This is a genomic window from Paenibacillus campinasensis (assembly GCF_002272015.1).
GTDB lineage: Bacteria > Bacillota > Bacilli > Paenibacillales > Paenibacillaceae > Paenibacillus_AQ > Paenibacillus_AQ campinasensis.
The window spans coordinates 40,687-65,470 of record NZ_NPBY01000003.1 but is presented as its reverse complement, the minus strand read 5'-3'; the positions used below and the strand labels follow the sequence as shown (position 1 = coordinate 65,470).

Annotated in this window: 17 protein-coding genes; 5 read left to right on the top strand and 12 right to left on the bottom strand. The window is 54.0% G+C overall.

The window, feature by feature from the left end; all coding sequences use genetic code 11:
* The first annotated feature begins 86 nt into the window (after positions 1-86).
* Genes CHH67_RS00640 through CHH67_RS00630 form a run of 3 tightly spaced genes read left to right on the top strand, consistent with a single transcriptional unit; the run spans position 87 to position 3,350 of the window.
* Positions 87-1,250, top strand: coding sequence for a COG1470 family protein (locus CHH67_RS00640; RefSeq protein ID WP_095263045.1), 1,164 nt, complete (start codon positions 87-89; stop codon positions 1,248-1,250).
* A 2-nt stretch (positions 1,251-1,252) separates the two neighbouring features.
* Positions 1,253-2,293 (top strand): ABC transporter ATP-binding protein, encoded by a 1,041-nt coding sequence (locus tag CHH67_RS00635; RefSeq protein WP_244908046.1) that lies wholly within the window; start codon positions 1,253-1,255, stop codon positions 2,291-2,293.
* Entirely contained in the window at positions 2,202-3,350 is a 1,149-nt protein-coding gene (locus CHH67_RS00630; RefSeq protein WP_425320422.1) for an ABC transporter permease, read from the top strand. The genes CHH67_RS00635 and CHH67_RS00630 overlap by 92 nt, the downstream gene beginning before the upstream one ends.
* Positions 3,351-3,493: 143 nt before the next feature.
* On the opposite strand, the gene CHH67_RS00625 is transcribed toward CHH67_RS00630, so the two are convergent.
* From CHH67_RS00625 to CHH67_RS00585, 9 genes are all read right to left on the bottom strand, one after another.
* Positions 3,494-4,291, bottom strand: coding sequence for an alpha/beta hydrolase (locus CHH67_RS00625; protein ID WP_095263042.1), 798 nt, complete (start codon positions 4,289-4,291; stop codon positions 3,494-3,496).
* 132 nt (positions 4,292-4,423) lie between these two features.
* On the bottom strand, positions 4,424-4,750 hold the full coding sequence (locus CHH67_RS00620; RefSeq protein WP_095263041.1) for a cupin domain-containing protein: 327 nt from the start codon (positions 4,748-4,750) through the stop codon (positions 4,424-4,426).
* A gap of 252 nt (positions 4,751-5,002) precedes the next feature.
* On the bottom strand, positions 5,003-6,295 hold the full coding sequence (locus tag CHH67_RS00615) for an MFS transporter (RefSeq protein WP_095263040.1): 1,293 nt from the start codon (positions 6,293-6,295) through the stop codon (positions 5,003-5,005).
* Positions 6,288-7,421 carry a prenyltransferase/squalene oxidase repeat-containing protein gene (locus tag CHH67_RS00610; protein WP_095263039.1) on the bottom strand — a complete coding sequence of 378 codons (1,134 nt, stop codon included), beginning with the start codon at positions 7,419-7,421 and terminating at the stop codon, positions 6,288-6,290. Before CHH67_RS00610 ends, CHH67_RS00615 begins: the two co-directional genes overlap by 8 nt.
* Before the next feature lie 24 nt (positions 7,422-7,445).
* On the bottom strand, positions 7,446-8,837 hold the full coding sequence (locus CHH67_RS00605; RefSeq protein WP_095263038.1) for a family 43 glycosylhydrolase: 1,392 nt from the start codon (positions 8,835-8,837) through the stop codon (positions 7,446-7,448).
* A gap of 24 nt (positions 8,838-8,861) precedes the next feature.
* On the bottom strand, positions 8,862-9,740 hold the full coding sequence (locus tag CHH67_RS00600) for a carbohydrate ABC transporter permease (RefSeq protein ID WP_095263037.1): 879 nt from the start codon (positions 9,738-9,740) through the stop codon (positions 8,862-8,864).
* A 20-nt stretch (positions 9,741-9,760) separates the two neighbouring features.
* Complete coding sequence (locus CHH67_RS00595; RefSeq protein WP_095263036.1) at positions 9,761-10,729, bottom strand: ABC transporter permease; 969 nt, start codon at positions 10,727-10,729, stop codon at positions 9,761-9,763.
* Positions 10,730-10,815: 86 nt separating this feature from the next.
* The gene (locus CHH67_RS00590; RefSeq protein ID WP_095263035.1) at positions 10,816-12,348 is read right to left on the bottom strand and encodes an extracellular solute-binding protein; all 1,533 of its coding nucleotides are present in this window, start codon (positions 12,346-12,348) and stop codon (positions 10,816-10,818) included.
* Between the two features lie 387 nt (positions 12,349-12,735).
* Positions 12,736-14,187 carry an extracellular solute-binding protein gene (locus CHH67_RS00585; RefSeq protein WP_244908045.1) on the bottom strand — a complete coding sequence of 484 codons (1,452 nt, stop codon included), beginning with the start codon at positions 14,185-14,187 and terminating at the stop codon, positions 12,736-12,738.
* A gap of 264 nt (positions 14,188-14,451) precedes the next feature.
* Here CHH67_RS00585 and CHH67_RS00580 point away from each other — a divergent pair, with 264 nt between their 5' ends.
* Positions 14,452-16,764: a helix-turn-helix domain-containing protein gene (locus tag CHH67_RS00580; RefSeq protein ID WP_230875540.1), complete on the top strand. Its 2,313-nt coding sequence runs from the start codon at positions 14,452-14,454 to the stop codon at positions 16,762-16,764.
* A gap of 34 nt (positions 16,765-16,798) precedes the next feature.
* Here CHH67_RS00580 and CHH67_RS27000 read toward each other — a convergent pair whose 3' ends face one another.
* Both CHH67_RS27000 and CHH67_RS26995 read right to left on the bottom strand, forming a co-directional pair.
* Positions 16,799-17,245, bottom strand: coding sequence for a pectinesterase family protein (locus tag CHH67_RS27000; RefSeq protein ID WP_280523024.1), 447 nt, complete (start codon positions 17,243-17,245; stop codon positions 16,799-16,801).
* Positions 17,218-17,847 carry a pectinesterase family protein gene (locus CHH67_RS26995; RefSeq protein WP_280523023.1) on the bottom strand — a complete coding sequence of 210 codons (630 nt, stop codon included), beginning with the start codon at positions 17,845-17,847 and terminating at the stop codon, positions 17,218-17,220. The genes CHH67_RS27000 and CHH67_RS26995 overlap by 28 nt, the downstream gene beginning before the upstream one ends.
* A gap of 390 nt (positions 17,848-18,237) precedes the next feature.
* Here CHH67_RS26995 and CHH67_RS00570 point away from each other — a divergent pair, with 390 nt between their 5' ends.
* Positions 18,238-19,812: an FAD-dependent oxidoreductase gene (locus tag CHH67_RS00570; protein WP_095263033.1), complete on the top strand. Its 1,575-nt coding sequence runs from the start codon at positions 18,238-18,240 to the stop codon at positions 19,810-19,812.
* Between the two features lie 154 nt (positions 19,813-19,966).
* Here CHH67_RS00570 and CHH67_RS00565 read toward each other — a convergent pair whose 3' ends face one another.
* Positions 19,967-24,670, bottom strand: coding sequence for an S-layer homology domain-containing protein (locus CHH67_RS00565; protein ID WP_095263032.1), 4,704 nt, complete (start codon positions 24,668-24,670; stop codon positions 19,967-19,969).
* Positions 24,671-24,784: the final 114 nt, after the last annotated feature.

The following is a 24,784-nucleotide window of genomic DNA, read 5'->3' as shown; positions in this document are numbered from 1 at the left end:
TAGCTTCTTTTAAGCTTTGTTGTAAATCCACTTCTGCGCGTCATTCGTACCCTTTATGACCACATAAAAATCAGGAGGGGTAGTTCATGAATGTATCCAAATCCAAAATGAAACTGCTGAGTTTGCTGCTCCTATTCGTGCTGGGGGCAAGCCTGTTTACGAATGGAAAGTCGGCCTTTGCCGCGGGTGAAGTGACACTGTACACCCCATATACCTCGATTTCCGTTCCGCCGGGGGAGACAATCAACTATAGCGTAGAGGTATACAACAACACCAACAGTGTCGTCACGGCCCCGCTCCAGCTGTCGGGTCTGCCGGAGAACTGGACCGCCAAGCTGAACAGCGGGGGCTGGCAGCTGAAGGAAGTGTCCGTCAAGCCTGGAGAGTCCGAGTCCGTGACGCTGGAGGTCGGGGTACCGCTTGAAATTGACAAAGGGTCTTATCGTTTTCAATTAACGGCCGGCAGCATGGCCAGTCTGCCTTTGACAGTCGAAATTACGGAAAAAGGAACGTATCAAACCGAGCTGACCACAGATCAGGCCAATCTGGAGGGACATGCCGATTCCACGTTTACGTATACCGTAAACTTGCAGAACCGAACCGCGGAAACCCAGAACTATGCGCTGCAAGCGAGCGGCGAACCGGGCTGGGACGTGAAGTTTACGTCCGGTGGCAACCAGGTGTCCTCCGTCGAGATTGAGGCGGGACAAAGCCAGTCCATCACCGTGGACGTCAAGCCGCCAGCCGAAGTGACGCAAGGCACGTATTCCATTCCGATTCGGGCATCCAACCAGTCCACCTCCTCTGAACTGACCTTGGAAGCGGTCATTACCGGTTCTTACGGGCTTCAGCTTACGACACCTAGCGGCCTGCTGAGCTCCAATGTAACCGCCGGTGGCAGCAAAACGATCGAATTGCTAGTAAAAAATACAGGCACCGCCGATCTGAGCGACATCAACCTTAGTTCCGAAGCTCCGGTGGATTGGGAGGTTACCTTCAATCCGAAAACGATCGAAAGCCTGGCTGCAGGGCAGTCCACGACAGTTGAAGCCAAAATCACCGCTAGCGACAAAGCCATTGCCGGCGATTATGTGACCAGCCTGAAGGCTTCCGCTGCTGAAGCCAGCTCAAATGCGCAATTCCGCATCGCCGTGAAAGGCTCCATGCTGTGGGGATGGATCGGGGTGCTTGTCATTCTGGCGATACTCGGAGGGATCTACTATTTGATTCGCACGTACGGGAGGAGATAACCGTGACGGAAACGGTCATTGATATTCACGAGTTAACCAAAAGCTACAACGGAACCAAAGCGGTTGACGGTCTGTCTCTTCAAATCCAGCGCGGCGAGATTTTCGGTCTGCTCGGTCCGAACGGCGCCGGCAAGTCCACTACCATTCTGATGCTGCTTGGGCTGAGTGAGCCGGATTCCGGGACGATCAACGTCCTCGGGCTTAATCCGACAAGAGAACCGATTCCGGTCAAGCGGCGGGTCGGATACTTGCCCGACGATGTCGGATTCTATGAAGATCGAACCGGGTTTGAGAATTTGATGCTCACTGCTCGCTTGAACGGCATCCCGGAGGAGACAGCCCGCGGCAGAGCGACAGAGCTGCTGGAGCAGGTTGGCTTGACTCATGCCGCGAATAAAAAAGCGGGAGCCTATTCCCGCGGGATGCGCCAGCGGCTCGGCCTGGCTGATGTGCTGGTGAAATCGCCCGAGATCATCATTCTCGATGAGCCTACGCTCGGGATTGACCCGACAGGGATGGAGGAGCTGCTCGGCCTCATAAGAAAGCTCAGCCGCGAGCAGCACCTGACGGTGCTCCTGTCATCCCACCAGCTGCATCAGGTGCAGCAAATCTGCGACCGTGTCGGTCTGTTCGTCCGCGGGCAGCTGCTGGCTCAAGGCGACGTTTCAAGCCTCTCGCGCACCTTGTTTGCCGATGATCCGATTATCATCACCGCCGAGATGGACGGATACAGCTCCCGCCTCCAGGATGAAATCCGAAGCATCGAGGGCGTGCATCATCTGGAGGTTGGCGCTTCCTTGCAAGCAGATAACAGCCCGGCAGAAGCGGATGTGCCTGAACCGGACACTGCGGTGAGGCTCATTATCCGTTCAAGCACAGACTGCAGTCCGGAAGTTGCCAGAAGAATTGTTGAGGGCGGTGGAAGGCTGTTCTCCCTGAGCAGACAGCAATATGGCCTCGACGAAATTTACCATCGTTATTTTGCAGGAGGTGACGACAAGCATGGAGAGAAGAGCGACAGCAAGCATTACAGCCAAGCTTAAAAGCCTCGGAGCAAGCGCAAGCAGTCTGGCCGCCAAAGTGAAACAGTCGCTATCGAAACGGCCGGGCCCTTCCGCCCGTGACTCCGTGCGAGCGCATCATTCGGGTCCATCTCCATTCGGGGTACTGATCCGCAAGGAAGTGGCCGATCATATTCGGAGCTGGCGTTTTATTCTGCTGCTTGGCATTATCGCCCTGACTTGCGTAGCGTCGCTGTACACGGCCATGAACAGCATTCAGGAAGCGATCCGCTCGGACAGCGAAACGAATGACTTTGTCATTCTGAAGCTGTTTACCATCTCGGATGGCACGCTCCCAACCTTCATCGGCTTTGTCGGGTTTCTCGGCCCGCTGCTTGGAATCGGCATGGGATTTGACGCTATCAACAGCGAGCGCAACAAGGGAACACTGAGCCGGATTATGGCCCAGCCGATCCACCGCGACGATCTGCTCAATGCCAAATTTGTTGCTTCCCTCATGGTCATCAGCCTGATGTTTCTGACGCTCGGTTTGCTTACGATGGCGCTCGGCACACTCATTATCGGCATCCCGCCTACTTTCGAGGAATTTTTGCGGGTGATCAGCTTTCTGGTGGTGACGATCTTTTACGTCGCCTTCTGGCTCAACCTGTCCATCACGTTCTCGGTGCGGTTCCGCCAGCCGGCAACCTCCGCGCTCTCCAGCATCGCGGTGTGGCTGTTCTTCAGCTTCTTTTTTGACATGATTCTGAACCTGCTGGCCCGAGGCATAGCCCCGAACGCCGCAACCGCCACGATGAATGATGTGCTGAACTATCAAAATATGATGCTATGGCTGGGAAGATTGTCCCCGTACACGCTGTTTAACGAGGCGGCGAGCACCTTGCTGATGCCGTCAATCCGAAATTTGGGGCCGCTGACGACCGAACAGGTATATGGCGCCATCGCCAGCCCGCTTCCATTCGGCCAAAGCCTGCTGCTCGTGTGGCCGCAAATTACCGGCCTCACTGCAGCCACGCTGATCTGCTTTGCCATTTCATACGTGATGTTCCTGCGCCAAGAGATCAGAGGACGGGCCTGATTCGCGGACTACCTCATCAGCAGCGAACCTATATAAACAACAAGCTCATCCGAATCGCCATGATTCAGATGAGCTTGTTTCTTATCTTCTGGATGAACCCTTCATGATCTCATGTCCGATCATGGAGAAGAGCTCGCTTTTTCCTACTCCTTTAGATAACCGATCGTTCTTAACCACTCCTCGCATAAGCTTGTCCACCGCGATACATCCGGCACATCCTCGGCCAGGCCAAGTCCATGTCGTCCATGCGGGAAGACGTGAAGCCCGAACGGAATATGATGTTTACTTAACGCTCCCGCATACAACAGACTGTTCTCGACCGGAACTGCACTGTCGTCGGCCGTATGCCATAGAAACGCCGGCGGCGTGTTCGGCTGGACCGCGAGTTCTCCGGACAGCTCGCGCCGCAATGCCTCAGTCGGATGATCCCCCAACAGGTGGCTTACCGACCCTTCATGCGTAAATTGCTTGAATGAGATGACCGGATAGCACAGCACCGAAATGTCGGGACGGGAGCTCTCCCGTTCAACCGGATCAGATGCCTCTGGATCCCCTTTATCAAAATGCGTACTTGCACATGCGGCCAGATGCCCTCCAGCAGAAAAGCCCAGAATACCGATACGATTCTGATCGATGTTCCATTCCTGGGCATGGTATCGCACAAGTCGGATCGCTCGTTTGGCATCCAGAAGCGGATAAGGATGCTGGTACGGTGACACACGATAATGCACCACAAACGCCGACAAACCGATGGAGTTCAGCCATTTGGCCACCGGCTCCCCTTCATGATCCGCTCTGAGCCTGTATCCACCGCCAGGCAGCACAAGCACCGCGCCCCGAACGACTCCATCCTCAATCAGATAAGGCGTTATTTCAGGCACAAATGCCCCTTCTCCCGGTTCATAGCCTGGGGTTTGCTGTATATTCTCCCATAGTTTCATCCACTGCAGCTCCTCTCGGTTATATTGCCAGCCTCCAGAGTCTGCTATAAGACCCTGGAGCAGTCTGGCGTATGATCATCGATGCATGAAGCTTAGGACGTGGGCTGACTCCCTTTCATTTCCGCTCCTTCTTCACCCTTGTCCCTTGGCAAGCAGGTCCAGTCTGAGCGGTGTGAATGTGTCCAGCAGGACCGATGGCTCCAGCGCCTTGACGCCATGCTCCGCATTGCCGGGGATGACAATGGTATCCCCTTCGCGGATGACCGTTATTTCGCCATCAATATAGAATTCGATAGAACCTTTCAAGCAATAACTCATCTGTTCATGGGGATGTCGATGCAAAGCGCCGATGGCTCCCTCCTCGAAATGAACCTCCATCATCATCAGTTCTTTTCCCGGCTGGAACAGCTTCCGTTTCACGCCCGGCTCTGCCGCTTCCCATACTCCGATGGGTGCCATAAATAACCATTCCTCCTTCGCTTGTGATCCATTGCTCCTCCCGAGTTTCCCCGGACAGTACACCGCCTGCCGCTTCACAGATCCATGCTCAGCCTCGCTTCCTTCAGCCGATCATTTCCCGTATCTACTTCGCCGCAGGCCTATCGTTCTCCTACTCCTACCGCATCCTTTTTGCGACTGTTTATACTGGGGCGGCCCGCTTGCTGCAAAACCGCTGATCCCGGGCGAATTCCGGGAATCTGGTAGCTGCCGCTACATTTCCTTTCCGTCCAGACCCGGACTGCGGTTGTCCCTGTGCAGGGTTCCTATACGGAACGCCGGGAACGAAGGCGAGGCCAACCAGCCGACCAGCAGCTGAAGCAGCGCAATGCCCGTCAGCACCCATACCAGCGCGCCCTGCTCCAGCTGGACCGAAATCAGCATGTACAGAATAACGCCCGCACATCTTCCGGCATTGGTGAACGTTTCGCGCAGCACCACCGCCTCCACCTTGAAATGCTCTCCGAGCGGAAGATCTCCGCTAAGCTTGTAGTAGTAAGAGGTATATGCGTTGTTTTGCAGCGGCTTTACACAAGAGAACAACAGCATGAACAAAATGACCGACCACAGCTCAATTCCGGCAAACAGCGGGATCGAGCCGATAATGAAGCCGGCTGCAGCGATGTTCAAATACAGGTTGTTCAGCCCGGGCCGCCCCCATTTGGCCAGCGCAAACCCTGACAGGATCGTAACGCTCAAAAAGACAACATTCATGTAATTGACAAAGGCCTCCCTCGGCACAGCCTGATAGAGCAAGATCGCCGGAATATAGGCGAGGATTCCTTGTGGAAGCCCGAACACAAACCAGCCCAGCAAGGACCGGTAATAAGCCGGATATTTCCGCATGATTTGTAGCGCATATTTTAAATAATAGGCTTTATGCTGGGTTTCCCGTCTTTTCATTTTCAGGCTGTTCACCGAGGCATAAGCAAACATCAGAAAAGCCAAAAGATACACATAGGTATAGCCTTGAAACCCGTCGGACCATCCGACGATCACGCCGGCCAGCGCCGGTCCAGCCAACAGCGAGACGTTGGTAATAATGAGATTCAGCCCGAGGTAGCGGTGCCGGTTCTCATGATCTGTCACATCCTGAATCATCGTGAAATGCCCAAGCCAGTAAAAAGCGGTGGAGATCCCTTTCAAAAGGGCAAAGGCGATATACCAATCCACCATCCGCTCACCGGCAATCAGGATACACAGATAGAATAGCGCCGTCAGATATATCCCCAGCCGATAGGCAAGCAGCCGGTCCCTCTGCTTGGCTGCCTTTCCGATCAGAATCGAGGCCATCGGCGCCACCGCCAGCGTCATCAGATTGAACACTCCGTTGACCCATAGATCGCTCGTGAGCCGCCACAAATACAGGTTGACCAAAATCGCCGCCAAAGCGTTCCCGAATTGATAGATGCCGTGGTTGAACAGGGTGATACGCGCTTCTTCGGAGAGCTGGTTGTCCGGAGAAGATCTCCCGGACCCCCGGATCCATCTGCCGAAACTACCCATCCGCCGAGGTAAGCCTGGTGGACAGCCAGACCTTTGCAGCCGGCAGCATCTGTTCATCCAGTCCGGCAATTTGCCGCAGGGAATAGCGGATGAGAACAGCCTGCGTACCGGCGTTCATATCCCCTTCAACCTCTCCTTTCCCGATCGGAACCGCTGCCGGCATGTCGGGGTAATACTCACCCTTTTTAACCTGGGCCACATTCGGCGCCGGCGGTGAATGGTCAATCTCTCTGGAAAAACCGCCATCCGTTCGCTTAAGCCGTGCCATGTTGTCCAGTGTGATCTCCGCGATCTCAGTCAACTCCTGTTCGGTCATCGGGACATGGATCGCCGATAGCAGACTGATCGGATTGCGGATATAACACATGTCCGATGCGGTTTCATGCCGCAATGCATGAAGCAGCGCATTGTAAATTTGTTCAGTACGCGGAAGCGGCACTTCAAATTTGCTGTAGAACGTCAACAGCTTAAAGGTTCCGGATATTTGAACGTAGGGAGCGCCTTCGCCCCAGAGTCCCGTCTCTGGATTCTGTATGCTTGCAAAATAAGACAGCGCCTGCTGCAAAAACGGCTCACGCTTCTCCTCCTCCATCTGCGCTAAATAAGGAGCGGAGTTGCACAGCCTGTCGCAGCCGCGCCAGCTGTTTGCGAGACTGATCGAGCGAAGCCACTCGCCGTACGCTTCAGGCGATTGACAGTAATCCGGAAATGAACTCGCCGCATCTCCAAGGCTGCTGCCCGGCAGCGGATACAGCGGCTCCGCGCCGAATTTACGGAGTGCCCTAAGACTGTATCCGAGCGCGCGGCCCACCATCACGTCGTCTTGTCTCATATTCGGATTGGCATCATAGAAATACCCCGTCTCTGGGTCCTGTCTGCTCTGAAAAAAACGGACAACGCCCTTCTTCATGTCCTCTGTCAGGTATGGGGTAAGCCCGCAGCGCTCGATAATGTTCAGCGCCTGAGCCGTTGATTCGATATCCGGCACAAACTCCCCGGAATCCCTTGAACTGCGCGCATAATAGAAGCCTCCGGAGTCCGGATCGTATTGGCCCTCAAGCCATTCAAAAAAGCCGTCAAACAATCCGTCTCCCCGTTCAAGAATACCATCCAATCGCCGCTTCATTCCGTTCCCTTCTTTCGTCTCTAGTTATAGCTCTTTATAAGTGAATTTTCGGAAGACCGCCTTGCCGCGGCCCACGGCATCCAGTCCGATGCGAAGGCTCTGAAACCCGCCGAGCGTATTATGGTGCATGCCTGATGCGTCCACCACCTTGTCATACTTCATCCACTTCGTGCCATCAAAACTGTAATAAAAAGAAACGATGTGCTCATCATTCACGATCCGCACCCAGGCGTATCCGCTGTCGCTTGGCATCGTGGCATAATTTTTGAAGGAACGGAAAAACCGCACTCCGCCGCCGTGTACACCAAGCCCCAAATAGGCATAGTCGTTGTAATACAGCAAGAGCCTCCCCTCGACTTCCCCTTCCAGCGCAACCTCTACCTCTGCCATATACCGCTTGTGCGCCGGCATATAAAATAAAGGCGAGTGCCGCTCCTTCTCCGAAGCTCCGGACGCAATCAGCCCACCCGGACCGGTTCGAAAACGCTGTTCCGGTTCTGTGCCTTCTGTCTGCCACTCCAGGCAAAGGCCCGGTTCCTGGAAGGAATCTTGGAACTTGAAGGCTTCAGCAGCCGGATTGGCTTCTGCCTTGCCAGCCGCGCGGAACCAGCCGTCTTCTGTCCATTCAATCGGCTCCAGCAGCGTCTGTCTTCCGAGCGTATGATAGCCGCTTGCATAGGCATGATAGACCATCCACCATTGCCCGTCCGGTGCATCAATAAGCGATGCATGTCCCTTGGACCACCACGCCTCTTCCTTGCTCCAGGTGCGGACCACCGGATTATACGGGGAATGCTCCCACGGTCCCCAAGGCGTCCTGGACCTTGATGACACCGCCATATGGCTCGTAGGCGGACCGGCTGTCCCTCCGACGGCCACGGTCAAATAGTAATAGCCGTTATGATAGGTGACCTTAGGGCCTTCCAGGCTGTACCCTTCGACCACCCAATCCTCCGGATAGCGCCAGCCCTCGTAGATTTCCCTTGCCTCGCCGGCCACCGACAGTCCGTCATCGCTCAATTCAACAATGTATCCGCCGGACATATGCAGATAGCGCTTACCGTCCGGACCAACCGTATGACCAGGGTCAATCCCCTTAATTCCGAGATTGACCGGTTCACTCCACGGACCGGCCGGATGCTCCGCCGTTACGACCCAGTTCGTCCCTCCGGCAGGATAATAGATATAGTAGCGCCCGTTATGCACGGCAAAATCGGGCGCCCACACATCCCCGCCATAGCGGGTCAGCGCAGCGCCAACTTTCGTCCAATGGAGCAGATCCCGGGAATGCCAAATGATGAGTCCAGGTGTCAGCTTATAGGAAGAATGCGTCATATAATAATCTTCACCGACCCGAATAATGGAAGGATCGGCGTAGTTCCCGCCAATAATAGGCGCGTACAGCTTGTTCTCCATGAGAGCTCCTCCGAGTTTTCCTTATTATCCTTTAATCGAGCCGAGCAGGGCCCCCTTGGCAAAATGCTTCTGCAAGAACGGATATACGCACAAAATCGGAAGCGTCGCCACCACGATAACCGCCATCTTCACCGTCTGCTCTGGCGGCCGGACAAAGTCCTCCATGCTGGAGGTGTCGGCGGTCAGCCCGCTGGCCAGGATAACGATCTGGCGCAAAATAACCTGCACCGGCCACTTGGCTCCGTCATTCAGATACAGAATCGCCTGCATGTACGTGTTCCAGTAGGTCACGGCATAGAACAGCGAAATCGTTGCAATCGCAGGCATGGACAGCGGAATGACAATCCGGAACAAAATCCCCCAGTCGCCGGCACCGTCAATTTTGGCAGATTCCTCAAGACCTTCGGGCAGGTTTTGAAAAAAGTTCCTCATAATAATAAGGTTGAATGCATTAATCGCCGTCGGTACGATCAGCGCCGCATACGTATCGATCATGCCAAGCTCCTTCACCACGAGGAAGGTCGGGATCATGCCGCCGCTGAACAGCATCGTAAATACGACCATGAACATAATGAAATTGCGTCCGTCCAAATCTTTGCGAGACAGGCCATAGGCCATCAGACATGTCAGCAGCATGCTGAACATCGTGCCGAAGAACGTGACCCCGACAGAAACGCCAAGGGATTTGAATATGGTATTCGTTGAAAATATATATCTGTAAGCGTCCAGCGACCATTCCGTCGGGAACAGGACAAACCGCTTCTGTGCCAGCTCAGCCACCGTCGTAAACGAACCGGCGATGACATGCAGGAAAGGCAGAATTGTAACGAGGCCGATAATCAACAATAGCGTATAATTGACGATATCGAAAATCCGGCTCGGTATTGTTTTGTCATGTACCATAGCGCTCCACCTTTCTCATCTTAATAGATGCCCTCTTCGCCGGCTTTTTTGGCCAGCCAGTTGGCCAGCATTACCATAATCAGACCGATGATCGACTTGAAGAATCCGACCGCCGTACTGAAGCTGAACTGCCCCTGCCGAAGCCCTGCGGTATATACATACGTATCGAATATTTCCGCCACTTCCCGGTTCATCGAGTTCAGCAGCAGATAGACATGCTCAAATCCAAGCTCCAGCACATCCCCGATCTTCAAAATCAGCAACACCACGATGACACTGCGGATCGAAGGAAGGGTAATATGCCAGATTTGGCGGAACCTGCTGGCCCCGTCGATGCGGGAAGCCTCGTACAATCCCGGGTCAATCGCCGCCATCGCTGCCAGATAGATAATTGTCCCCCAGCCGGCTTCACGCCATATGACCTGGAGCACATACATTGGCCTGAACCAGTCGCTGCTCATCAGGAAATTGATTTTCTCAAAGCCCATCATCGCCAGCAGCTCATTGATGATCCCGCGGTCCATGGACAGCATGACAAATGAAATCGATACGATGATGACCCACGACATGAAGTGAGGAATGTATACCATCGTCTGGATAAAACGCTTGAATACTTCGCGCCGCACCTCATTCAGCATCAAGGCGAGAATGATCGGCACCGGAAAATAGAACAAAAGATTCATCATGAACAGTATTAAGGTATTGCTTAATATCGTAAAAAACATCGGCTCTGTGAACAGACGTTCGAAATGCTTGAACCCTACCCAGGGGCTGTTCATTACTCCCAGAAATGCTTGATAGTCCTGAAAAGCAATTACCAATCCCGACATCGGGATGTATTTAAAGATCAGGAAGTATAAGAACCCGGGAAGAATCATCATATAGATAGCTCGGTTTTTGATTATTCGCTTCATCCGTCCTGAATCTTGCTTGGGCGGCTTTACATCTACATCTGGATTCATCCCGGTGCTCACAGCTGTCTCACTCATGATCCTCGACTTCCTTTCTGTTCCCGACAATACCCGAAGGCCGAGCGGGCTGCTCGGTCTTCGGGAGACGGGATACTCGTGTACTGTTATTTCGAAGCCTCGTTTGATGCGTTGAATTCATCGATGATCTGTTGGCCTCCGCTGTTCAGCCAGTTGTCCACAGCGGCCTGGAAGCCATCCTCGTCGATATCGCCAAGCATGAAGCGGTAGGTTGCATCCTTGATAAGCTCTTGGAGCTGCACGCCTTTTTCGTTATAGGTTTTGGAATCGAGCGCTGCAGCAGGGTCTTCGATCAGGAAATCATTGTTCTCCACAATGAGCGCCTCAGCTTTGGCTTTCACCGGTCTTGTATGCTTCGCTTCCAGAAAGCCTTCAACCGTGAGCGGTCCGCCGACCTGAAGCACCTGATAAGGCTTCACTTCGCGATCCCAAAGCTTCGTGTCTTCGGTTGTAATGACCTGACCGTCCTCAAGCGTGTGGTGCTCGCCCTCGATTCCCCAGTAGATCAGGTTCGCCAGTTCGGGGCTCATCAGCTGATCCACGAAGGACAGCACTTGCTTGAGCTCTTCCTCTGTCTTGATCGCCGTTTTCGGGAACAGGGTCACCGAACCGTACCCTGGTACGGACCATACGCCAAAGCCGTTTGGACCACCGTCAATTTTGTTCTGCACGTCAAGCTCCGCATCCGGATTAATCTCCAGCACCTTCGGCTCTAAGCTGGACACATCGCCCATTGCACCGATATATACCCCTGCTTTGCCTGTGGTCAGCAAGTTCTGCTGGTCGGTTTTACTTGTCACCGGGAAGTCCTGATTGATCAACCCTTCCTGATGAAGCTTCTTGAAGAACTTCATCGTTTCCACGTACTCAGGGAACATGAATTCAGGCAGAAGCTGGCCGTCCTTCTCACCCCAGTTGTTCGGCGTGCCGAACCAGGAGCTTACCGTCTTGAATGCGCCGTAGACGAGATCGTTGCGGTCGGTGAGCGGGATCGTATCGTTCTGTCCGTTGCCGTCCGGATCGTTCTCCTTGAACTGCTTCAGCATCTCGTAGAACTCGTCAATCGTTGTCGGAGCGCCGAGTCCAAGCTTGTCAGCCCAGTCCTTGCGGTAGATGATGCCCTGACGGGATAGCGGCACCTCGCGATAGATGGCGTAGATTTTGCCGTCCACCGCCGTGTTCTTCAATACTTCCGGTTTCAATTTGCTCAAATTCGGGTAGTCCTGAAGATAAGGCCCAATTTCCCAGAACTGCCCGTTGCGGATTGCATCTCTCATATTAATAAGAGAGGCGGCATTCTTCAGCAGCGTTACCTGCGGCAGCGTGCCGGTAGCAAAGGATGCATTCACCTTTTCATCGTACGTGCCGTCTGGAACCCACTGAATCTCTAGCTTCGTGTTTGTTTTCTCTTCAATTAATTTCTCGATTTTGTCTGAAGGAACTTCCGGGGTGTGGAGGTTAGCCATAATCGTGATGGCTACTGGCTGATCGCTCTCTCCCTGAGCGCCGCTGCCCTGCTGCTTCGTTCCGGATGCGCTTCCTCCGCCTCCGCCACAGCCGGCCAATACCGCTAAAGCGGTTACAATTGCCAAGACAGTGCTGGCTTTTGTCTTTTTCATTTTTTCTGACCTCCGTTTTAATTGAAATTTGAAATGTTGACAGGAACAGCTTAAAACACCGCCTCCCGGTACGTATATAATCTTGAGATTGGGGATGCGCCGTGCACGCCATTCCATCGTTTCCGCTCCATCCAAAGGAGCGGAAAACTAATCTAATGATTATCACGGTTCCAAGGATCCCGTTGGGGACAGGCAGCAGACGAAGAACAAGCCGCTTGAATTCCGCGTCATAGGGTGAGCGCGTGCGAATTCAAGCGGCTTAAAAGATCGGTTGCGTGTATGTAATATCAGGCATTTGCCTACAGTCGCGGCTACATTTATGTTTGTGCGAATAAGCCTTTCATCATGTCAAGCCGCTGGCCCTGGCCCTAGTCTGGCTCCCTTCATTTAATCCGGTGACAACGTCCCGGCCGTTTGAGCATAAGCCTCATTATATTCCCGGATAATTCTCTCCCCGCCTTGCTGCAGCCACCGCTCCACCTCCGCCTGGAACCCGGCTTCATCCAGCATCCCGATCATAAATTGGTACGTAGCATCCCGGATGATCTCCTGCAGCCGGACGCCAATCTCGCTATCCAGCGGAGACTCCAGTGGATCTGTCGGATCATATATCAAGAATTGTTCATTATCATAGATTAACCGTTCCGCTTTCTCCTTGACTTCGTTCAGGGTAATCGGCTGCAGCATGCCCGGAATGGTGCTGAAGCCTCCGATCATGAGCGACTGATACGGCTTTACTTCCTTCTCCTTTAACCAATGGGAGTCCACGGCCATCGCCTTCCCTTCCCGAATAGTATAGTGCTCCTCCTTCACTCCCCAGTAGATCAGATTGGCCAGTTCCGGACTCATCAGCTGGTCATAAAAAGATAGTACCTGCCTCAGCTCTTCCTCGGTAGCGATGGCGGATTTAGGGAACAGCACGACCGTTCCGTAGCCTTGATTCGCCCAGATGCCATATCCCTCAGGCCCGAGAATCCGGTTATGAACATCCAGCACAGCGCTGGGATCATGCTGCTTCAACTTGGATTCCAGGGTGATGACATCCCCCATCGCTCCAACGTATACACCGGCCTTTCCCTTCACAAAGAGCTCCTGTTGATCCTGCTTGCTGGTCACCGGGAAATTCGGATTAATGAGCCCCTCCTCATGCAACTGACGGAACAACTTCATCGTCTCCATATACTGCGGAAACATAAACTCCGGCAGCAATGAACCGTCCTTCCAGCCCCAATCATTCGGAGTGCCAAAGTATGATGAAATCGTCTTGAATGCCCCGTAGATCAGGTCATTCCGATCCGTTAGGCCATAGGTATCCTGCTTGCCATTGCCGTCCGGGTCATCAAATGTAAACCCTTTCAACATGAGGTATAGCTCATCAAGCGTCGTCGGCGCTTGAAGTCCCAAGCGATCGGCCCAGTCCTTGCGGTAAATGATTCCCTGCCTCGACAAAGCCCGTTCCTGATACAAGCTGTATAGCTTGCCGTCCACCGAGGTGTTGTTCAGCACTTCCGGCTTCAGCCTCGATAAATTCGGATATTCAGGAATGAACGGCCCAATCTCCCAAAACAAGCCCGCTCGAATTTCATCACGAAAAAACGGCAGCGAGGCCGCATTTTTCAAATAGAGTGCTTTCGGAAGCGTGCCTGTCGTCAGCGACGCATATACCTTTTCATCGTAGATCCCGTCCGGAACCCACTGCACGTTAAGCTCGGTGCCGGTATGTTCCTCGATCATCTGTTTGATCTTATTGGATGGAATCTCCGCTGTATGCAGATTGGCCATAATCGAGATAGACAAGATGTCTCCTCCGGCTGCTTCGGTGCGATTATCCAGCGCCATCGATCGCAACATAAGCAAACACATCACTATTAACACAGCCCCGGACAGTACAATCCATACATTTCCCGATAGACGCCCCTTCATAACAAGCCCACCTCCGCGCTCAAGCATATTTCGCATTATGATTCGAATAACAGCAGACAGTTCCTCGTAAAATCCACAATATCCCAATCCAGTGATTATTCTTTATGAAATGATTATTGAATCATGAGAGCGTTACCAATACAATGATTATACACTTTGTTAAACGGGAAGGTGTACCCTTTGCATCCAAAAAACAGTCTTTATTCCAAAATGATACTGTTCGGCTGCGTCATCAGCATTATTCCGTTGATCGCGCTTGGATTTTTCTCTTTTATGAAATCGTCCGCCTCAGTACAAAGCCATGTGAACAGCAGCAATATCCAGCTTATGAACCAAACGAACAGCAATTTGGAGCAGGTCCTCAAGACCGTAGACTATACACTTAACTATGTTATCAATTCCAATATTTTGCAAGAGGCGCTGTATCGCCCTCTGTCCTACTATGATTTCCAGCTCTACAACAAGCTGAGAGAAGAACTAAGTTTGCTGCAATCACCGGAGACGAAGGTGACGGATGTCATTCTGGCCAACGCCACGATGAACTGGCTCGTCAACAACCGGGGAATGTACGACTTTTATGAATACGCTTCCAGTGATACATTGCTGTCGTTAATGGAATTAAAAAGCAATTCGAACTGGCTCCTTCTCGAAACCGAATCCCTGGGCTCAAGCGACACCCAGAGCTATGCTTGCCCGTATACGATCACGCTTGCGAAGAAAATGCCGCTGTCCTCCTCCGAGGCGCGCGGCATAGCCGTAGCGACTATTCCAAGCTGCAGCCTTGCTGCCATGATGGACAGTCCTTCCGATACGCGGGAGGTTATGGTGCTTGACCATGATTATCGGATCGTCGTTCATCCGGAACCCGGCAAGCTCGGCCGTTACTTGACCGATACCGGCTATGAGCAAGAAGACTTGGAGCGCTTCGACAGCAAGTCGGGGCAGTTCGAGACGAGAATTGACGGCAAGCCGGTGTCCATCACCTATGTTCGTTCCGATTTCAACGGCTGGCTGTACGCCTCCTTAACCGAGATGGCCGCAGTGACTAAGGAATCCCGCTCCATCGGATGGTTTACACTGTACATCTGCCTGGTCATGATCGGCTTCAGCCTGCTTGTTGTGTGGCTCGGCACGCGCAGGATGTATACGCCGATCCGGCATATTTTCGAGAGCATTGTGGAGCGTCTGCCGGAAATTCAGGCGAATAAGAAGAACGAGCTGCAAATTATCGATGAACATATCCGTGACATGTTCCAGTCCAACACGCAGCTTCGCAACGAGCTGCGCCAGCATAGCCAGCAGGTTCGCACCTTCTTCCTGCACAAGCTGTTTCTGGGCAAGATCAATGCTCCCGAGGCGGAAGAGCAGATCGAGCTGTTCGGTTACCGGGAACTGGTATCGAAGTGGGAGCGTATGGCGGTCTTTACCCTCCAGATCGATATGCTGGACGAAACCCGTTATGAACGAAAGGACAGCGACCTGCTGCTGTTTGCCATTCATAACATGATTGAAGAAATTATACCGTCCGAGCACAGGCTCCCGTCGGTCATTATTGATCAAACCCAGGTTACCCTGATCGGGCGCGGCGAGATCACCCTTGAGCAATTCAACGACTATATCTACAAGCTGTCCGAGGAAATTCAGAAAACGACCCGTTCCTTTCTTGATCTGGATGTCAGCATCGGCATCAGCCTGCCGTACAGCAATCTGTTCAAAACTGCGCGCGCTTATCAGGAAGGGCTTGAGGCGCTAAAGCACCGGATCAAGCTTGGCACAGGCGTCATCATTCCTTATCACAGTCTGAACTCCGGGAAACATACCCGCGTGTACTTCTATCCGACTCAGGTGGAGAACGAGCTGATCGACGCGATCAAGCTGGCCGATGAGGAACGCGCGCTGGAGTTGCTTGGACAGTGGCTGTCCGATGTATTTCACAAAGACCGGACTCCGCATGAATATCAAATCTCACTGATCCGGCTGTTGAATGATCTGATGATTGTCATGCAGGAGAGCGGGATTATGCTGGAGCAGGTCCATATCCAGGACGGCTCCCTTGTCGAGGAGCTGCTGAAGCTGTACACAAGCTCCGACATCGAGAGATGGTTCCATACCCGAGTCATTCAGCCGATGGTGAAAGTGTTCCGCGACCGGCAGCAGTCGCAATACCAGAACTTGTCCGAGCAAATGATCGAAATGATCCGCAACGAATTCGACCGCAACATTACACTTGAAGAATGTGCTTCCCGTCTGCACTATAACAATTTTTATCTGAGCAGTGTGTTTAAGAAGGAAACCAATATGTCCTTCAGCGAGTATCTGACCCAGTACCGATTCAAAATGTCAAAAAAATGGCTCGTTGAAACCGATATGCCGATTAAGGAAATTGCCGAGAAGTTAAGCTATAACAATTCCCAGAACTTCATTCGTTCCTTCCGGAAGCTTGAAGGCATGACCCCTGGACAATATCGGAGCAAATACAGGCAAGAAGGGTGAGCGCAGAATATGCAGGTGCGCTCCCCTTCTTCCTTTAAGTCAGCCTCCGCTTCTCCCAGTCCCACGACCCGCCCTCGCTTAGTACGCTGCCTAGCGCGTAGCTCTCGGCTTCTGCCTCGTCAATCTGAGCTGACCAGGGGACACGCCCGTGAGAGACCGCCCCTGGGCCGCTGCTCTCATATTCTACATACGTGACGGTGGCTTCACTTTCGGGTTTGTTCCAGTTGTCCCATCCTTCGCGCCGGATATGCGCCCCCATCCAGCAGCGGATATAAGCGACCTTCGCATCATTGCGCCACGGTCGGCCCAGATAGACACTCTCCGGGGGGGCGTCGCCAATCAGCCTGCAATCTATAAACACGTAGCCGTAGCTTCTACCCTCCGGCGTCGACGCTGCCGTTACCCAGCCGCTGATATGAGGATGAAGCTTAACATTCGCCTGGTTCTCCTCGGTTAGACGATTGCGGAGTAGATATCGCATGCTGTAAAAACAGCCGTAGCCGAACCGAATATGAAATCAACGTCGCCCTCAATGTAGCAGCGATCATACCACTGCCGGTGAACCGCTCTCCTTGGCTCTCCCTCCCGCGGTCCGCCGAAGCTTCCGCCCTGCAGCGGCTTGTCCGGCAACGGACCGGTGAACAGCGTGTCCTGATGCCCGATAAACCGGCATTCGCGAAAACAGACACGATCCCCGTCCACATAAGCCGCGAGCGCCTGCCCGACCAGCTCGCCCCGCCCCGCATCATTGCGAAAGGTGATATCCTCAGCCACGATATCATCCGCCCCGAATAGAATCGTGTAAGAGTTAAACGTCTTATACTCCGAGCCGTCCGGGAACCGCTTTCTGGCATAGTCATTGTAGGTAATGATTGTGTCATTCGCATGCTCTCCCTTTAAATAAAGAAACGGCTTATCAATATGAACCTTCTCCTTGTACACGCCACGCTTTATCCTGATGACGGTCCAGTTCCCCGCCGATCCCGCCGGCGCCAGGTCAATCGCCTCCTGAACCGTGCGGCAATGCCCGCTCCCATCCTGAGCAACGATAATGCTCCGGCCTTCCTGATTCGATATCCCCATCGATCCTTCCCCCTATCGCCCGCCATATCAAGCACGGCAATCGTATCATCTTCGTACCCTCGTTGCAGGCACTCACCTGCCAAGACGGCCGCGAAACCCTGTATATGCCTTATTCTATAAAACACACCTTATTCCGCCTACAATCCAGCCATTAGATGCTCCTCTCTCCCCCATGATGGCGGGCATATCCCATGTGATGATTATCGGCCTGCCTAACCTTCGTCTGCCCGGTCACGTTTAAGGCACGAACCGGGTGAAAACAACGCATCATTTTACCAAAAAAGGTCACGCCTATCCGGTACTCATCCGCTGGGGAAGCCTCTACAATGAAAATAGTTATCTTTTTCACCCTAGTCTGTTTCTATACCAAACCAAAGGAGATCTGCAATTATGATGCGAGAAATGCAAGCTGATATCGTCATTTTGGGCGGCGGAACAGGCGGAACCGCAGCAGCGCTAGCTGCAGCAAAATCCGGAAAAACAGTCATTATGACAGAAGAAACTTCCTGGATCGGCGGGCAGCTCACAAGCCAGGCCGTCCCGCCGGATGAACACCCCTGGATTGAATCCTTCGGCTGCACCCGAAGCTACAGACAATTTCGCGATGGCGTGCGCCAGTATTATCGGGATCACTTCCCGATGACGCCTGCGGCAAGAGCTGTGCGGAATCTCAATCCCGGCAGCGGCACCGTCAGCCGCCTATGCCACGAGCCCCGGGCTGCGCTCGCAGTGCTGCATCAAATGCTCGCCCCGTATGTGCATAGCGGCAGGGTACGTATTCTGTACCATACCGCCGTTACGAAGGCTGAAGTTCAAGGGGATCATGTAGAGAGCGTCACGGTCAAGCAGCTGGATACCGGCGATCACATCGCCCTCCACGCACCGTATTTCATCGACGCAACCGAGCTTGGCGATCTGTTGCCGCTGGCAGGCATTGAATATGTGACGGGCGCTGAGTCCATTGCGCAGACCGGAGAGCCCCATGCGGTCGACGGCGAGCCCCTGCCCCAAGACATGCAGGGCTTCACCTACTGTTATGCCGTCGATTATTTCGAAGATGAAGATCATACGATTGCCAAGCCCGACATGTACGATTTTTGGCGCCAGTACAAGCCGGACTTTTGGCCGGACCGGCTGCTTAGCCTCAGGGCGGTGAAGCCGTCTACCAACGAGCCGATCGATTATGAAATCTTTCCGGGATACGGGAGGTTCTCACTGTTTCAATATCGGCAAATTCTGAACCCTGACCATTTTGCAGAAGGGGCATTTGCCAGTCCGGTATCCTTGGTGAACTGGCCGCAGAACGACTACTGGCTCGGGTCGATCATTGATGTTCCGCAGGAGAAGGTGGAGCGGCATCTGTATGAAGCCAAGCAGCTAAGCCTGTCCTTGCTGTACTGGCTGCAGACCGAAGCGCCGCGCCCCGACGGCAAGCAGGGCTACCCGGGACTGCGCCTTCGTCCTGATGTCGTGGGCACCGAGGACGGCCTCGCCATGTACCCGTACATCCGGGAGTCCAGACGAATTCTGGCTGAATTTACCGTCCTTGAGCAGCATGTAGCGACCGACGCTAGACCGAGCGGAGTGGCCGAAACCTTCTTCGATTCCGTCGGCATCGGCTGCTACCGGATTGACCTCCATCCGAGCACAGGCAATCGGCCATACATCGACATATCGTCACTGCCGTTCCAGATTCCGCTTGGCAGCCTGATCCCGAAACGGGTCCGCAATGTGCTCGCAGCCAGCAAGAACATCGGGGTCACCCATATTACGAATGGCTGCTATCGGCTGCATCCGGTGGAGTGGAACATCGGAGAGGCCGCGGGCTACCTGCTCGGATACTGTCTTGACCACAACGCCCTCCCAACCGAGGTCCGCAATGACGAGGAGAAGCTGGCAAACTTTCAGCAAAGGCTGGTTAACGAAGGCATTGAGCTGCAATGGCCATCGCTCCGCCCGGTATAAAACACCAGCAGGCTGAATACAAGACAAAAAGCGATCCAAACCTGGCCAGAATGCCGGTTCGGATCGCTTTTTTCAGTTGCTCTTCCAACGCGGGAGCCGGGGTCAATTGCCCCGGCCCACCCGTGAACACGATTTCGGTATACTCAAACCTTGATTACCGTCCATGTGACCGGTTCAAATACTCTGCCATTTGCAGCATTCTTGTCAGCACTGCGGCCGCTTCGGCCCGGGTCGAGTCCGCTTTCGGCGCAAACAGCTGCCCGGACCGGCCATTCATCAGCCCGGTTTGAACCATCACAGCCACCGCCTCTTCCGACCAGCCCCCGAGACGGTCCCGATCACTAAAGCTTCCCAGCAGAGCATCCTTGTTCCCGAGCTCTACCCGGGTCCCGGCCAGCTCCATTGCGCGAAGCAGCAGCACGCTCATCTGTTCCCTCGTGATCCGGTCGTTCGGACGGAACTCCCCGCTGCTAAAGCCTTCAATCAGCCCGTGCTCCACCGCCGTCTTAACGGGATCGGCATACCAATCGCCCGCCTGCACATCAAGGAATCCGCTCTGGCCCGGCTGCGATTCAAGACCGAGCGCCCGTACGATCATGACGGTGAACTGGGCTCTTGTGACTGGCTCGTTCGGCCCGAACCGGGATTCCCCGAGGCCTTCGATCAGCTTCTTAGACGCCAGCAGGGTCACATCTTCACGTGCCCAGTGTTCCGTCATGTCGCCAAAGGTCTTCTCATTGGAGACGAGCGTGAATACACCGTTCTTCATGACTCGCAGCAATACGCGTGACTTCCCATCCACTGTATGGAACAGTGCCGGTACGAACACCGCCTGATCCGAACTTGGATGGCTTCTCAATACCGTTGTCGTGGACGCATGAACGACGCGGTCCAGCGTTCGAGAGAACGTAGCAAACATGCCGGAAGGCAGCTCCACCGCAGCGCCGATCTCCCCTTCTTGCTTCCAGTGCAACGCGATCTCGTAAGAGGACTCGAACGCCAGCAGATCTCCAAGCAGCGTTCGGGCTCGCTGCTCCTGTTCCCGAGAAGCCGTGCCGATCCGAATATGCAGATGCTCCGCCTGCCCGGTATTCGTCATCAGCGGCTTCAGTGCCGCAAGCGGAAGCTCGAAACGGCCCAGGGACGATTCGATAGCCACAGCGCCATCTGGCAGCCTGTTCACAGCGTTGCGGAGCCCTTCAGCCGGAAGATCCATTGTGAGCATATCCCCCTCCGCCGCTGTCCCGGCCAATGAATAGGCCAGCACCTGTGCAGCTGGCGACAGCTTGCTCAGCCTCTCGATATCTTCCAGCAGCCGCAACTCATTCACCTCGACATGGATAGCCGTCCGGCCATCCTCATCTGTCCCGCTGCTGATCGTTAACCGTTCCGGCCGGGCAGGTTCCGGCTGCGGGGCACTTCCCGTTCCCCCGTCTGATCCTGCCACGGGGACGCCAGGACTGCCTGGAGATGATCCGCCGTCTCCTGTCGATGTGCGGATGATGTCAAAGGTTTTGCTGTTCGTTTTGTAGCCGTCGACATACACCTCAACCGTGACTGAATTGCTCCCTGTTGCCAGAGGAATGACAGCGGTAAATCCGCCGTTTGCCGACAGCGCCGCATCGGCTCCATTCACTTTCACCGCAGCCTGACCTGGGCCGAGCACCTCGACCTGACCCTCAAGCTGGATCTGGCTTTCCCTCGTTTCCCGTCCTTCATCGTCCAGAAGGCCGCTTAACGCCGCAGACCGGACCTGATCGCCAACACTGTAGGCATTCGCCACAAGCTGGCGCAAGGTTCGGATGCCTGAAGGGTCCAGCGCCGAAATGACGAACCCGCCTTGCGGAATGACACTGTTATTCTCCTCCGGTGCTCCCCAGCTCCACCGAATCGCCTGATTTTTGTTCACGACCCGGGTGACAGTGCCCGTATCATCGACAACCACTTCGACTCCGAAGCGATTTGTGCCTGTGGAGTAACCGAAATCCTCGGTCATGACATTCACATTGCCTTCAACCCGGTTGACATTATAGAAGTGCCCTTCCATGAAAGAATCCGGATGCCCCGGCAAGCTCATACCAAGCTGAAAATCCTTCACCCACTCCCGATTCTCCAGCGATGCCTGAACAACGGTCCAGTTCACCTGCGAAGCATCAAACAGCATAAGCCCGTTCGTTGACGAGAGCCCCGCCTGGAACACTTCGCGCTGCACCGCCGGAACCTGCACATTATTCATTGCGATGCCGGCATACAGCGGAATTTCCCCATTGGTTACAATATTGCCGAGGGTAATGTACTTCTGAATTTCCCGGCTCGTCGTCTGGTACGCACCAATCATCAGGAAATCAAGGTACTCGATATATCCGGTATCGTAATAATCCGGTGTATACACCGACTCCTCCGGCATATTGAGCGCAGGGTGGTATCTGAAGTTTTTGCTGCCCCAGTTCACGCCGTTCAGATAATAGGTTTCATACCAGGAGCCGACATAGGAAGAGACTTTGATCTCCCTGCCTTCCCGGGCCTCATACGAATCAACCAGTGACTTCACCTCTGCGAAGAAGCTCTGGATTGTACCGGAGCGGAATTCCCACCACTCTTGAATCAGCGGACCATCGACACGGGCGTTATTCTCATAATAGAAAATATCCTCCGGCCAGTTCTCCAGCTGTTTCCCCCGCTGCTGCAAAAATTGCTCGAACTTGGCCCGCGTAACATCGCTGAAATCAGCCCCTTCATTGTCATAGCGGCCACGATCGTGCACGACGCCGTCAACGTCGTAATTCTTAATGATCTCCTCAAACGTCTTGAGTTGGTACTCCCTCACTTCGTCATGGGACGGATTGACAAAGGCCACCAGCCCTTGTCTGGCACTCTCCCGCAGACGCTTGATCTCGCCGTTATTTTCCGGGAAATAGACCCGCTCCTCCCAGTCCAGATGATCGTTCAGCACCGCATATTCATGATGAGCGATAGAACCTTCGGCAAACACGTTGATCGCAGCGTGAATCTCCAGACCCAATGGGTGTCCGTGGTCGATGAATTCCTGGAGCAGATCAAGATTCGGGCTTGCCCCCGCCTTCTCCGGCGCCTGGATTTCACTGACGTACGGCCGGCCTGTCAGGTCGTTCTTCTTATAAGACACATAGCCTTCTACGCCTTTAACATCAAGCACAACCGAGGTAATGCCGGTATCCTTTGCTTTTTGCAAGAACTGCCGCACATCCTCGCTTGACTGGAATTTGCGCACGTTGGCCGCCTGATCCACCCATAGAATCACTTCTTTATTCGATGAGAAGCCCGGCCTTGCAAAGACAGCAACATACCGCACATCCTGCTCAATGTCATTTTTCAACACTTTGACTTCAATATAGTTGGTGCCGCTAGCGAGTGGATACGTATAGGAAAAAGAACCGTCAGCCTCAAAGGAAACTTCCGTCTCGTCAATCAGCAGCTGGATCGCATCGATGTCATCCATATTATCGATTTTGCCAGAGATGACCGTACTGCCTTCAGTCACGGTGTACATCGGCTCATTGTGAAGCGACAGTCGGGCGATCAGGCCGTTGCCGCTCATCAGATCGCGAACCTGAACGACCTCACCGTTCTTGCGCAGCTTGATCACATCGCCAGCTCGAAAGTTCTCCGCCAGGAATCGTTTAATATAGTGCCCTGTATAGCTGTCATCCTGCGCCATCAGCACATAGCCGCCTTCGGGAATAGCAAGCTCGGTCGGGCCGGTCCACACCGGCGGATTCCCGTTAATGGACGGATTGATAACCTGCAGCACACGATTGTTGGCATCGACCTGAACCGCCACATTAAACTGGGGGATCAGAACGGACGCGCCGTAATCCTGTGTAAACAATGCCACGATATTCGGGACTCCCGTCACGTCCCGGTCAACATAATTCAGTTGAATGCGCGGGCCGTCGATGTCGATGGTGATATCCTTCGGAGCTGCCTCAACCTCGATATAATCCTGATCCTCCAGCGGTTCATATACAACCGTCAGATGGCTCGTCGCCAGCTCATGGCCTGACTCAAAGAGCTTTACAGGGATCACCCTCACTCCCGGCTCCAAATACACGACGTGACGGAACACGCCCTCCGGCGACAGATTAGCCGCCTCGCCATCCACTGTGACGGACAACGCCGAGCTGTCATCAGGCAGATTTGCAATGAATCCGGCCACCTCGATCGCCGGAACGGACACGATCGTATCGTTATGCGTGATCAGATGCAGCTCCGGCCCAACCGTGCCCGGGTCTGGATCAGGATCGGGTTGAGGGCCGGGATCCGGCTGCTGTGGAATAAAATCAGCTGCGGTGACCACCGTTCCTCCCCGCATCAGCTTCACTTGGTCACCAGGCTTGAAGTGCTGGAACAGCTGCTGTTGATAAGCCGACTGCTCCCAGCTCCCCCCAGCCAGCACGACATATCCGCCCGCAGGGATAGGCAGCTGCGTGTCCGGGTCCCAGACGAAAGGCGGGTCGGCATCCGGTCCGGTTACGCTGACCACACTTCCGCTAGCATCCACGGCAACAGCTATATGCTGGGATGGCACCCACACCGCTTCACGGTATACGGCATTGGTGACCCCCGAGCCGCTTGTGTACAGGGCCAAGTAGTCCGGCTTGCCTGCAAGGGCGTCCCCGGCTGCATTAATATCCGTCAGCTGCAGCGGCTGACCGCCACCCTCAGGCACAAAAGTAACCGGCTCCTCCGACGCCCCACCAGGCAGCTCTGACAAAGACGCGCTATCGCCATAGACCGCCGGCGCAGCCGGCAGGAGCATGGATATCAGCAGCGTCAGACAGAGAAGCCGGGACAGCTGCTTTCGAAGCATTCGATTCATAAACAGTACCACCTTTCATCTCATGGATTATGGCTAACACCAGATTGATTTGCAATTAAGTAAACACCTCATTTTTAGATCAATGTAAACAGATTTAGAACAGATTGTCAGATG

Bases quoted from the DNA above. Each gene is read 5' to 3' on its own strand.
- CHH67_RS00610 (WP_095263039.1), bottom strand. From the start codon at position 7,421: ATGAAGCGGCGATTGGATGGTATTCTTGAACGGGGAGACGGATTGTTT.
- CHH67_RS00630 (WP_425320422.1), top strand. From the start codon at position 2,202: ATGGCCTCGACGAAATTTACCATCGTTATTTTGCAGGAGGTGACGACA.
- CHH67_RS00600 (WP_095263037.1), bottom strand. From the start codon at position 9,740: ATGGTACATGACAAAACAATACCGAGCCGGATTTTCGATATCGTCAAT.
- CHH67_RS26995 (WP_280523023.1), bottom strand. From the start codon at position 17,847: ATGGGGATATCGAATCAGGAAGGCCGGAGCATTATCGTTGCTCAGGAT.
- CHH67_RS27000 (WP_280523024.1), bottom strand. From the start codon at position 17,245: ATGCGATATCTACTCCGCAATCGTCTAACCGAGGAGAACCAGGCGAAT.
- CHH67_RS00565 (WP_095263032.1), bottom strand. From the start codon at position 24,670: ATGAATCGAATGCTTCGAAAGCAGCTGTCCCGGCTTCTCTGTCTGACG.
- CHH67_RS00590 (WP_095263035.1), bottom strand. From the start codon at position 12,348: ATGAAAAAGACAAAAGCCAGCACTGTCTTGGCAATTGTAACCGCTTTA.
- CHH67_RS00625 (WP_095263042.1), bottom strand. From the start codon at position 4,291: ATGAAACTATGGGAGAATATACAGCAAACCCCAGGCTATGAACCGGGA.
- CHH67_RS00605 (WP_095263038.1), bottom strand. From the start codon at position 8,837: ATGGAGAACAAGCTGTACGCGCCTATTATTGGCGGGAACTACGCCGAT.
- CHH67_RS00570 (WP_095263033.1), top strand. From the start codon at position 18,238: ATGATGCGAGAAATGCAAGCTGATATCGTCATTTTGGGCGGCGGAACA.
- CHH67_RS00620 (WP_095263041.1), bottom strand. From the start codon at position 4,750: ATGGCACCCATCGGAGTATGGGAAGCGGCAGAGCCGGGCGTGAAACGG.
- CHH67_RS00585 (WP_244908045.1), bottom strand. From the start codon at position 14,187: ATGGCGCTGGATAATCGCACCGAAGCAGCCGGAGGAGACATCTTGTCT.
- CHH67_RS00595 (WP_095263036.1), bottom strand. From the start codon at position 10,729: ATGAGTGAGACAGCTGTGAGCACCGGGATGAATCCAGATGTAGATGTA.
- CHH67_RS00615 (WP_095263040.1), bottom strand. From the start codon at position 6,295: ATGGGTAGTTTCGGCAGATGGATCCGGGGGTCCGGGAGATCTTCTCCG.
- CHH67_RS00640 (WP_095263045.1), top strand. From the start codon at position 87: ATGAATGTATCCAAATCCAAAATGAAACTGCTGAGTTTGCTGCTCCTA.